9 protein-coding genes are annotated in these 11575 nt (G+C 70.1%); 6 read left to right on the top strand and 3 right to left on the bottom strand.

The window, feature by feature from the left end; genetic code table 11:
- Positions 1 to 14 precede the first annotated feature (14 nt).
- The 4 genes from OG787_RS45120 to OG787_RS45105 are packed head-to-tail and all read left to right on the top strand — an operon-like array spanning position 15 to position 4725.
- A complete protein-coding gene (locus tag OG787_RS45120) occupies positions 15 to 1121 on the top strand; it encodes an LLM class flavin-dependent oxidoreductase (RefSeq protein WP_369031884.1) in 1107 nt (368 codons plus the stop codon).
- A gap of 57 nt (positions 1122 to 1178) precedes the next feature.
- Positions 1179 to 2195: an ABC transporter substrate-binding protein gene (locus OG787_RS45115; protein WP_405539245.1), complete on the top strand. Its 1017-nt coding sequence runs from the start codon at positions 1179 to 1181 to the stop codon at positions 2193 to 2195.
- The gene (locus OG787_RS45110; protein ID WP_405539244.1) at positions 2192 to 3352 is read left to right on the top strand and encodes an acyl-CoA dehydrogenase family protein; all 1161 of its coding nucleotides are present in this window, start codon (positions 2192 to 2194) and stop codon (positions 3350 to 3352) included. Before OG787_RS45115 ends, OG787_RS45110 begins: the two co-directional genes overlap by 4 nt.
- A complete protein-coding gene (locus OG787_RS45105; protein ID WP_405539243.1) occupies positions 3349 to 4725 on the top strand; it encodes an FAD-binding oxidoreductase in 1377 nt (458 codons plus the stop codon). Before OG787_RS45110 ends, OG787_RS45105 begins: the two co-directional genes overlap by 4 nt.
- A 12-nt stretch (positions 4726 to 4737) precedes the next feature.
- Here the strand turns inward: OG787_RS45105 and OG787_RS45100 are convergent, their stop codons facing one another.
- Positions 4738 to 5148, bottom strand: coding sequence for an SseB family protein (locus OG787_RS45100; RefSeq protein WP_369031888.1), 411 nt, complete (start codon positions 5146 to 5148; stop codon positions 4738 to 4740).
- Positions 5149 to 5269: 121 nt separating this feature from the next.
- Complete coding sequence (locus OG787_RS45095) at positions 5270 to 8218, bottom strand: carbohydrate binding domain-containing protein (protein WP_405539241.1); 2949 nt, start codon at positions 8216 to 8218, stop codon at positions 5270 to 5272.
- A gap of 207 nt (positions 8219 to 8425) precedes the next feature.
- On the opposite strand from OG787_RS45095, the gene OG787_RS45090 reads away from it, so the two are divergent.
- Together OG787_RS45090 and OG787_RS45085 are read left to right on the top strand one after the other, a co-directional pair.
- A complete protein-coding gene (locus tag OG787_RS45090) occupies positions 8426 to 9691 on the top strand; it encodes an alpha-L-fucosidase (protein ID WP_369031890.1) in 1266 nt (421 codons plus the stop codon).
- A gap of 105 nt (positions 9692 to 9796) precedes the next feature.
- Positions 9797 to 10981: a PucR family transcriptional regulator gene (locus OG787_RS45085; RefSeq protein ID WP_405539240.1), complete on the top strand. Its 1185-nt coding sequence runs from the start codon at positions 9797 to 9799 to the stop codon at positions 10979 to 10981.
- 47 nt (positions 10982 to 11028) lie between these two features.
- On the opposite strand, the gene OG787_RS45080 is transcribed toward OG787_RS45085, so the two are convergent.
- The gene (locus OG787_RS45080; RefSeq protein WP_369031892.1) at positions 11029 to 11523 is read right to left on the bottom strand and encodes an NUDIX domain-containing protein; all 495 of its coding nucleotides are present in this window, start codon (positions 11521 to 11523) and stop codon (positions 11029 to 11031) included.
- Positions 11524 to 11575: the final 52 nt, after the last annotated feature.

Below are 11575 nucleotides of genomic sequence, written 5' to 3'. Positions count from 1 at the left end.
AAGGGAGTTCTCTCATGCCTGTCGAGTTCATCAGCGCCGTCCACACCGACTCCGGGTCCAACGGCCCCGCCTCCAGCAACCGCACCGGCGGCTTCGACCCCGACTTCGTCCGCAAGTACGCCCGCACCCTGGACGACGGCGGCTTCGACCACACCCTGGTCGCCTACCACTCGGCGTCCCCGGACGCGCTCCAGCTCGCCCAGTTCGTCGCCACCAACACCGAGCGGATCCGCCCGATCCTGGCCCACCGGCCGGGTGTGATCTTTCCGACCCACGCGGCCCGCGCGCTCGCCACCCTGGACCAGATCAGCAAGGGACGCCTGTCGCTGCACATCATCTCCGGGGGCAGCGACGAGGAGCAGCACCGGGAAGGCGACTACCTCAACAAGACGGAGCGGTACGAGCGTTCCGACGAATACATCCAGATCCTGCGGAAGGTCTGGCAGGCCGACGGGCCCGTCTCGCACGAGGGCAAATTCTTCAAGTTCGAGGGCTACTACTCGGACGTGAAGCCCTACAACGGGCTGGTCCCGGTCTCGGTCGGCGGCTCCTCGCAGGACGCGTACCGGGTCGGCGGCCAGCAGGGCGACATCTTCGGTCTGTGGGGCGAGCCGCTGAAGGAGACGGCCGAGCAGATCGCCGCCGTCAACGCGGTCGCCGATGCCGCCGGGCGCCCCCACCCCCGTATCTGGGTCTCCTTCCGCCCGATCATCGCGCCCACCGAGGAACTGGCCTGGGAGAAGGCGCACCGCACGCTGGGCGCGCTCAAGGACCAGGCCGCCAACACCGAGCTGCTGCGCCACTACCGCACCACCGGCCGCCCCGCCAACGTCGGCTCCCAGCGCCTCCTCGACATCGCGGACCGCGGCGAGGTGCACGACCGCTGCCTGTGGACCGCACCCGCGGTCGCGACCAACGCCGCCGGCGCCTCGACCGCGCTGGTCGGCACTCCGGAGACGGTCGCCGCGGCGCTGCTCGACTACGTCGACATCGGCTGCGACCTGCTGTCGATCCGCGGCTACGACCCGCTCAACGACGCGATCGACTACGCGCGTTATGTCCTTCCGCTGGTCCGCCAGGAGCTCGCGCACCGCGCGACGACGGCCACCCAGGCCGCCTGACCCTGCCCAACTCCCCATCCACCCACCCCTGTCTGCGAATCCCCTTATGGAGACTCCGTGTTCCGCCGCTCACGCTCATTGCGCACGTCCGCCGCCGTCCTGCTGCTCGCCCTCACGGCGGCCTGCGGGAGCCAGGCCCAGGCCGAGTCGTCGTCCGACCAGTCCGCCGTCACCCTGCGGGTCGGCGCGACCGGCTGGAAGGTCGAGGAGGCCATCCTGAAGTTCGCCCACCTCGACGACACCCCCTACAAGGTGAAGTGGAGCGTCTTCCAGGGCGGTGACCTGCAACTCCAGGCGATCCGCGCCGGCGCCCTCGACGTCGCCTCCTCCAGCGAGATCCCGCCGATCTTCGCCGCCGCCGACGGCAGGCCGAACTTCAAGGTCGTCGCCGTGCAGCGCGCCGCCACGCTCAACCAGGAGGTCGTCGTCCCCAAGGGCTCGAAGGTGACCGACATCGCCGGGCTGAAGGGCAAGAAGGTCGGCTACGTCCAGAACACCACCGCCCACTACTTCCTCTTCCAACTGCTGAAGCAGGCGGGCCTGAAGTGGTCCGACGTCGACGCCAAGCCGCTCCTGCCCAACGACGGCCTCGCCGCCCTGAACGGCGGCGGCATCGACGCCTTCGCCTCCTACGGCACGTCGATCATCACCGCCCACCAGCAGGGCGCCACCACGGTCGGCTCCGGCAAGGACATCCTCTCCGGCAACTTCCTCTGGACGGCCCGCGACAGCGTCCTGAAGAACCCCGCCCAGCAGGCGGCGACGGCCGACCTGATCGCCCGGATCACCCAGGCGTACGCGTACGTCCGGGACGGCCACGAGGCCGAGTTCGCGAAGGTCGTGTCGGACAACACGCACCAGCCGCTCGCCCAGGCGGAGAAGGACCTGGTCGACGCACAGAACCAGCGCCCGACCCAGGCCCGCACGGTCGGCGACGACACCATCGCCTCACAGCAGAAGGTGGCGGACGTCTTCACCGAACTCGGCGCCCTCAAGGAGCACTTGGACGTGAAGTCCTTCTGGACGACCAAGCTCAACACCGAACTGGCCGCCGACCTGAAGAAGAAGCTGTGACCACGCCGCAAGACGCTGCCGTGACCGCCCGCATCGCCGAACTGGCCCCCGAGTACGACCGTTCGGGCGCGTTCCCCGCCGAGTCCCTGAAGGCCGCCCACGAGGCCGGCCTGCTCACCGCCACCATCGGTGAGCGGTACGGCGGCCGGGGCGCGGGCGTCGAGGAGACCGCGCGCATCCTGCACACCCTCGGCCGGGGCGACCCGTCCGTCGCCCTGATCGCCGCGATGACCCTCACCACCCACAACCGCCAGGCCGTACAACCGCACTGGCCCGAGGAGTTGTACGCACGGGTGGTCAAGGAGTCGCTCGTACGTCCCGTGCTCGTCAACCACGCCCGCGTGGAACCCGAGTTGGGCTCCCCCGCGCGCGGCGGGCTGCCCGCCACCCGGGCCCGGCGCACCGGGGACGGCTGGGCGATCAGCGGTACGAAGCGTTTCGTCACGGGCGCCGACGGGCTGGACTGGTTCCTGGTGTGGGCGACCACCGACGAGCCGGAGCCACGCGTGGGCACGTTCCTGGCGCCCGGCGACTCCCCCGGCATCGAAATCAGCGGCAACTGGGACCAGTTGGGGCTGCGCGCGAGCGGCAGCCACGATGTCACCTTCCGGGATGTCGAGGTGCCGTACGAGCAGGTCATCGGCCTCGCACCGTACGGTCCGGCGGCCGAGCAGGACAACCGGGCGGGCGCTTCCCTCCATCTGCCGCTCGCCGCCCTGTACTTGGGGGTCGCCCGGGCCGCGCAGGCGTTCTTCCACACGTTCGCGCACACCCGGGTGCCCGCCAACCTCGGTCATCCGGTGGCCCGTACGGAACGCTTCCGCCGGGCGGCCGGGGAGATCGAGGTGCTGCTGGCCGGGGCCGAGCAGCTGGTGTTCGGCGGCGCGGCCAGGGTCGACGCCGCAGACCCCTCGTACACCCCCGAACAGGCCCTGGGGGCACGGGTGTTGGCGGACCGCCACGGCGTACGGGCCGTCGGGCTGGCCGTGCGGCTGCTCGGCAATCCGGGGCTGGCCCGGGGCAACCCCCTGGAGCGGCACTTCCGCGACATCCAGTGCGCGCCCGTGCACGCACCCCAGGAGGACATCTCCGTACTCGCGATCGGTACGAAGGCGCTGGAGAAGGCCGCCGACACAGAGGCCCGGGAGGACCGGTGACCGCCCCGACCACGACCGCCTCCGCCCAGCTCCTCGGCCTCCTCGCCCGCGATCTGCCGCCCGACCGGCTGGCCACCGACCCGCTGACACTGGCCGCACACACCACCGACCGCTCCGGCACCCGGCCGTACGGCGGACCGCTCGCCGTCGTCCACGCAAGACGCACCGAGGACGTCACCGTCACCCTCCGGCACGCGCACGCCCTGCGTGTGCCGGTGGTGCCGCGCGGCACCGGTACCGGGCTGTCGGGCGGGGCGACGGCCGGCGAGGGCACCCTCGTCCTCGACCTCTCCGGTATGAACCGCATCCTCGAACTGTCGGAGGACGACCAGCTCGCCGTCGTCGAACCCGGCGTGATCACAGCCGAGTTGGACCGGGCGGCGGGCGCGCACGGCCTGCGGTACGCGCCCGACCCGGCGAGCGCCGCCCTGTCGACGATCGGCGGGAACATCGCCACCAACGCGGGCGGGCTGCGCTGCGCCAAGTACGGCGTGACGCGGGACAGTGTGCTCGGCCTTGAGGCGGTGCTCGCGGACGGCACGGTGGTGCGCACGGGCCGCCGTACCGTCAAGGGAGTCACCGGCTACGACCTGACCGCACTGCTCACCGGCTCGGAGGGCACCCTCGCGGTGATCACCTCGGCGACCCTGCGGCTGCGCCCGCTGCCGGTGGCCACGGCCACCGTCGCCGCGTACTTCCCGTCCTTCGAAGAGGCCGCCGAGGCCTCGTACGCGATCGGCAGGGCCGGGGTCGTACCGGCGCTGGCGGAGCTGGTCGACGGGCCTGTCCTGCACGCTGTCGACCCGGCGCTGCGGGAGCGGGGCGCGGCACTGCTGCTGGTGCAGTGCGACGGGGCGGGTGCCGGAGCGGAGGCGGCAGCGGTCGCCGAGGTCCTCGCCAGGACCGGGGCGACGTCGGTCGAGCGGACCGACGACCCGGCCGAAGCGGAGTCGCTGCTCGCCGCCCGCCGTGGCGCCCTGCCCGCCCTGGAACGGCTGGGCCGCCCGCTGATCGAGGACATCGCCGTACCCCGTTCCCGGCTGGCGGAGGCGGCTCGGGAGATCCGGGAGATCTCGCGGCGCCATGACGTCCCGGTGTTCACCGTCGCCCACGCGGCGGACGGCAATCTGCACCCGATCATCGTGGTCGACCCGTCCCTGGACGGACTGCCCGACGCGGCCTGGGAGGCGGCCGGCGAGATCTTCGCCCTCGCACTTCGGCTCGGCGGGACGCTGACCGGCGAGCACGGGGTGGGGGTCCTGAAGCGGCAGTGGGTCGCCGACGAACTGGGCCCTGCGGCACATGCGCTGCAACGGCGGATCAAGGACGCGTTCGATCCCCGGGGCATCCTCAACCCGGGCAAGTCCCTTTAGCAGGGAAGGGGTTCAGTATTCGTACGGCCGGGCCAGCAGGGTCCGTACGCCCTCGGAGGTGATCGTCAGGCCGTGCGGGGAGGCCGCGTCGATGGTGAGCGCGAGGTCGCCGGTGGGCCACTGGTCGGCGAGCGCGCCGAGCGGGACGAGACGGTAGCGGGAGACGGCCGGCAGCAGCCCGGCCAGCTCGGACTCCGAGGTGAACACGGGCACCGCCTCCCGTCCGTCCGGCTCCTCCAGGACGGGCAGCGCCACCATCGAGGGATCGCCGGCGTCCGCGTCGCTGACGTCGTCCGGTACGGGCACGAGCACCTCACTCCTGGCGAGGACGTCCAGCGCGGCCGAGTCCTCGCTGTTGCCGGCCAGCGCGTCCAGCGCACGTCGGGCCGGTGTGGCGGTGTGGTGGCGCGTGGGTGTCTCCATGGCGGGTCCCCTGGTAGCGGCGGGTCGTACGGGCCGCCCGGGACACGCCGGTCCCGGGCACAGTACAGGTCGCCTACCCGAGCGGGTCCCGGCCATGCGTGGCCCGGGACCCGGCCCGTCGCTACTTCAGATACGGCCCGGCGGCCCCGATCCTCCCGGGCCCGTTCAGGACGTACACCCGCAGGTTGCCCTTGCCCGGTGCCGCCACGGTCAGCGTGCCGTTCGAGACGGTTCGTACGTCACCGGTGACGGCGTCGGTGTACGTGCCGTTCGGGATGCCGGTGTAAGTGGCGTCGCCGGTGACGGTGACCAGCGCGAAGCTGTCCGTCGAGCCACTGGTGTACCGGCGTTTGAAGGCCATCTGGCCGCTGATGCCCTCGGTGGAGTACTGGCCCATCTGAAGGGCCGGGACTGCCCGGCGGATCTGGTTGAGTCGCTGGAGGTGCTTGACCAGGGGCTGGGCGAGCGTGTTGGCGACCTCACCGCTCGCCGAGCCGACCGTGCCGAAGTCGGTCGCGGTGACGGTTCCGGCGAGGTGGTCGCCGTAGTACGCCCGTCCCGTGTTCGCGAGTGGGCAGGTCGGGCCGCAGTCGATCTGCTTGCCCTTCTGGAACTCGATCTCGGAGCCGTAGTACAGCGTTGGGATGCCCCGGAAGGTCCACATCAGCGCCATGTTCTCGGCCCAGGCGTCGGTGCCGCCGCTGTAGCGGTTGCTCGACTTGTTGGGGCCGTAGTCGTGGCTGTCGACGTAGACGACGTTGTACGTGGCGTCGTTGACGGAGTCGTCGGAGTCCTTGCCGTTGTTGTAGGCGTTGGGCGCGTCACCGAAGTTCATGTGCATGCGCATGTCGATGATGTTCATTCCGGAGAACTGGCTGCGGTCGGGCGTGTGGTAACTGTTGCCGCTCAGGAAGGCGTTGGTGGACGTCGGCTGGTTGGCGGTGCCCAGGTTGTTCTCGTAGTTGAACTGCTCGATGGCCGCCGTCTCGTCGTCGGCGCTGTACTCCTTGCGCTCCTTCCAGGTGAAGAACTGCGCCGAGTGGTTGACCGAACCCCGGTTCCACTTGTCGTTGACGAAGGCCGCGACCTCGCCGAAGACGAAGAAGTTCTTCGCCGCCTCCGTGCCGAACTTCTGCGTCACCCGGTCGTAGATCGCGGGCAGGAAGCGGCGGTTCCAGGTCACGCGCGGGATGTGGACGGCCGTGTCGACGCGGAAGCCGTCGACGCCCATGTCGATGTACTTGTCGTACGCGCCGATCAAGTAGTTCTGGACGGTGGTGTTCTCGGTGTTGAAGTCGGCGAGGTCCTCGTGCAGCCAGCACGAACGGGCGTCCTCGCCCTCCCAGTTGCCGATCCAGCACTGGTGGTAGTAGGCCTTGGGGAACATGCCCGAAGTGGGGCTCGGCCACTGGCAGTTGTAGAGCGTGTAGCCCTCGGCGCTCTTTCCGCCGGTCGGTGTGCCCCAGTTGAGGCAGGTGTTGCCGGTCGGTTCGGCCGTCGACCAGAGGTCGCCGTTGTAGTAGGACTTCCCGGACTTGGGCTCGACGGTCAGTCCGTCGTACTCGAAGCCCTCGGCCTTCTCGTCGTAGTACCAGCTCCACTGGGTGTCCCGGACGCCGTACACCGTGGGGGTGAACAGGCCCTTGGCGCCCCAGCGGGAGCTGTGGTTGTAGACGACGTCCTGGTAGATCTTCATGCCCTTGGCGTGGGCCGCGTTGATCAGGTCCTGGTAGCTCGCGCCGGCCGACTCCAGGCGTGGGTCTACCTTGTAGAAGTCGTAGCCGTGATAGCCGTGGTAGTCGTAGTCCGAGCGGTTCAGGACGACCGGGGTGATCCAGAGCGCGGAGAAGCCGAGCGCCTTGACGTAGTCGAGTTTTTCGACCAGTCCCTTGAAGTCGCCGCGGAACATGGGGTCGTTGTTCGCCGCGTTGCCGGACTTGGTGTGCTGGCTGCCGCCGCGGTCGTTGCCCGTGTCGCCGTCGTAGAAGCGGGCGGTGAGGACGAAGTAGATGGGGTCCTTGCGCGGGTCGGTGCCGAGCGGGGTGCCGGAGGCCGGTGCGGGGGCCTGGTCGCCGGTCGTGGCGGTCGCGGCGGCGGAGGCGGGCGAGGTGTTGCCGGCCGCGTCGACGGCCTTGACCGTGTAGCTGTAGGTGGTCCGCTCATCGAGTCCCGTGTCGGAGAACACCGTTGAGCCGATGTCCGTGACGACGGCGCCCTGGGTGCCGCCGGTGCGGGTGACCTGGTACTTGGTCACGCCCTTGTTGTCGGTCGCCGCGTCCCAACTCACCACGACCGACGTGTTGGTGGCACTCGCAGTGACATCGGTGGGCGCTGTCGGGGCCTCGGTGTCCGGGGCTTCGGCGGCGCACGGGTCGGTGGCGTTCGCGGTGACCGTGCGGTCCTTCACGGTCGTGGTGCCGGTGGCGATCGTGTAGTCGGCGCTGTTGTTGTTGTCCCAGACACCGTTGCCGTTGTTGAAGGCCGCCTTGAGCGAGGTCGCGGTGCCGATGTCGAGGGTCTTTTTCCACCAGCCCGTGCAGGCGGTCTCCATGCCGACGCCGGGGACGGTCGTCCAGGAGCCGCCGGTGGGCGCGTAGTGGATGTTGGCGGTGGTCCAGCCGGAGGTGGCGGTCGAGTAGTAGACGATGGCCTGGTTTCCGGTGCCCGTCCCGGTGTCGGCGCACGGGTCGCTGTGGGCGATCACACCGTCCTTGACGGTGATGGTGCCGGTGCCGAGCGCGTAGTTGCCGCCGCCGTTGTTGTCCCAGGTGCCGCTGCCGTTGTTGAAGGTCGCCTGGAGTCCGGCGGCCGAGCCCAGGTCGACGGTCTTCTTGACCCAGTCCGTGCAGGCCGACTCCATCTGGGTGCCGGGGACGGTGGTCCAGGAACCGCCGTCGGGGGCGTAGTGGAGATAGGTGGTGGGCCAGCTCTTGGTCTTCGTGTAGTAGAAGACGGTCGCCGTGTTGGACGCGGCGGCGGCCGCCTTCGCCATGGGCGCGGAGCCCGTGTCCGGCGGGACCGCTCCCACCAGCACGGCAGCCGCCACCAGCGCCACCAGGGGTTGCCTCATGAGTGACTCCAATACGGCCCGGAATGCTCGGTTCTGGACTGCAAGGGGAACCGGAAAGTTCCTGAAAACACTTGCAGCGCGGAAGCTACAGGTACATGACAGTCACGTAAAGGGATGTCACAGCGACCGGCCCCGATGGTGAAAACGGACCAGTAGTGGTGACCGGCGCCCACGCGCGCTCCGGGGGCCCGTGCCTAGCGTGTTCGTATGCCGATGCAACCCTGGTTCCCCGATGCCAAGCTGGGCATCTTCATCCACTACGGCATCTACGCCGTGGACGGCTGGGCCGAGTCCTGGTCCTTCTACACGGGCGAGGTCTCGCACGAGGAGTACATGAAACAGCTCGACCGTTTCACGGCTTCGCGTTACGACCCGAAGGCCTGGGCGGAGCTGTTCGCCCGCGTCGGCGCCCAGTACGCCGTCCTCACCACCAAGCACCACGACGGCGTGGCCCTGTGGGACACCGACCACCGCAACCTGGACGTCGTCCGGGACACCCCGGCCGGCCGCGACCTGGTCACCGGCTTCGTCGACGCCCTGCGCGAGCGGAACCTGAAGGTCGGCCTCTACTACTCGCACTCCGACTGGAACCACCCCGACTACGCGAGCGAGCGCCACCCCGGCCCGCACATCGTCGAGGCCAACGACTACTCCCACGCCCGCCCCGGCGAGGAGGACCCGGAGGCCTGGGCGCGCTATCTCGCGTACCGCGACGGCCAGGTGGGCGAGCTGGTCGAGCGGTTCCGCCCCGACATCCTCTGGTTCGACGGCGAGTGGGAGCGCACCGAGGAGCAGTGGCGGATGCGGGAGCTGTCCGAGCTGATCCTCGCGGGCAACCCGGACACCATCCTCAACGCCCGCATGCTCAGCTACGGCGACTACGCCACCCCCGAGCAGGGCGTTCCGCTGATCGCCCCGGACGGCCCGTGGGAGCTGTGCCTGACGATCAACGACTCGTGGAGCTACCGGGCCAAGGACCGCGACTTCAAGTCGGTGCGCCAGCTTGTGCGCTACTTCACGGAGACGATCGGCATGGGCGGCAATCTGCTGCTCGGCGCCGGCCCGATGGAGGACGGCACGATCCCCGAGGAGCAGGTGGAGCGCCTGGAGGGGCTCGGCACCTGGGTCACCAAGCACGCCGACGCCGTGTACGGCACGGTCGCCGGCCTGCCCGCCGGGCACCACTACGGGCCGAGCACCCTCTCCGCCGACCGACGCACGCTGTACCTGATCTGCTTCGACGCGCCACGCGAGGCCGTGTCGATCCGGGGCCTGCGCAACGCCGTACGGCGTGTCTCGGTCGTCGGTACGGGCACCGAGCTGGGCCATCACGTCACCGGCGGCCTGGACCAGGTGCCCGGCGTGACCTGGATCGACGCACCCGGGACGGCCGACCTCGACGAGTACGCGACCGTCCTGGCCGTGGAACTCGACGGCGAGCTGGACCTCTACCGGGGCACGGGACGCGACTGACACCCGATGTCGCCCATGTCACCCAGTACATGACATCCAAAACAGGAGTTCGAACGAACAGCTCCTGGGCGGACGCCCCGCCGACGGTGCCATGAGGAGGGTGACATGGGGAATCTCTTCACGAAACTGCTCAGACAGCTCGACAGCAACGCACGGCACGCGACCGACGTCTACCGGCGCGAGGTCCCCGAGTACCAGGTACTGGAACGGGACGCCCGCTCGCGCCGGGAAGCCCTTGAGTACTCGGTGTGGTTACGGCGCCGGACCGTCGAACTGGCGGCGAAGGAAGAGCCGCTCGGCGCGGACGATCTCAGGCTGATGGCCTCGGTGGGCGAACAGCGGGCCGGGAAAGGGCTGTCCCTACCGGGCCACCAGCAACTGGTCGTCGCGCACACCCGGTTGATGCTGCGCGAGATCAACGACTCGACCGGCCCCGACGACGGCGACGACCTCATGCGTCTGATGCGCTGGTTCGGCCCCCAGGGCACACGCGGCGGCGAGGCCTACCTCTCGGGGTTCATGGCGGGGCAGCGGCGCCGGATGTCCCTCGTCGGCCGGGTCCGACTGCTGGCCGAGGCCTTGCTCTCCGACGACCCGGCCGCGCCGGGTCTGGCGTCCGGCGTCGGTATGCGCGTCCATCCGCGCTATCGGGTGACCGTCGTCCGCGTACCCGGCAGGCCGCGTCCCACGAACGCCCGCCGCGAGGAGATCACCGAGTCCCTCCTGCGCCGCCGTCAGGTGCCGATCATGTGGCACGACCCCGAGGAACTGGTGGCCCTCACACCCGAGTCCGCCGACGATCCGGCCGACGCGCCGACGGTACCGACCCGGCAGGACCGCGCGCTGTCCGTCGTACACGACATCACCGAGGCGGTGGGCGGCAGTTGCGCCATCGGCACGAGCGTCGGAGCGGCAGGTGCCCTGGCCGCCGCCTTCGACCGGGCCCGGCGGGTCAGCCGGGTCGCGCCGATGCAGTCCGGGCGGCAGCACCCGCACACCATGAACGACGTCTTCGTCGAACTGGGCGTCAGCCGGCTGCCGGAGGTCGACAACTGGCTCGGCGACCTCGCCGGCCACCTCACCCGCGGGCCCGACCTGATCACCACGCTCGACAGCTACTACCGGCACGACATGGACCGGACCCGCACCGCGGCGGCCCTCAACGTCCACCCCCGCACGCTCGACTACCGCCTCCAGCGCGCCCACGAACTCACCGGCATCCAACCGGGCTCCACCCACGGCGTGCGGGTCCTCAGCGTCGTCGTGACGCGCTCGCTGGCCCGCGGCTGAACGAACCACGGGGGTCCCGCCGGAGTGTCCGGCGGGACAACCCCGGGTCACTCGAAGCTGGCGAAACCCGTCGTGTCGAACCAGGTGGGCGCATCGGCGTCGGCCATCGCCTGCTTGATCCGGAACAGCGCGAACTCGTTCAGTTCCGGCAGCGCGTCCACCGTGAACCAGCCGACCTCCAGCGACTCGTCGTCGTTGACCCGCGCCTCCCCGCCGACGGCCCGGCAGCGGAAGGTGATGTCCATGTACTGGCAGACGTCCCCGTTCTCGTACGTCACCGGGTCCAGGGCCTGGACGAGCACGACCCGTTCGGGCACGCACCGGACGGCCGTCTCCTCGTAGACCTCCCGCACCGCGCACGCCGCCGGCTGCTCGCCCGGGTCCGGGATGCCGCCGACCACCGACCACTTGCGGGTGTCGGTGCGCCGGCCCAGGAGCACTCTGTCCTCGTCGTCGAAGACGAGGGCGGTGACACCGGGGAGCCAGAGCAACTGGCGGCCGGCGGAGGCACGGAGAGCGCTGATGAAGTCAGGAGTAGCCATGCCACGACCCTAACCGGGCCGCCCGGTCACCCTTGTTGATCAAGGGGGCGTG

The sequence above is a fragment of the Streptomyces sp. NBC_00075 genome (assembly GCF_045041225.1).
GTDB classification, from domain to species: Bacteria; Actinomycetota; Actinomycetes; order Streptomycetales; family Streptomycetaceae; genus Streptomyces; species Streptomyces adonidis.
This window is presented reverse-complemented; position numbering and strand designations above follow the sequence as displayed.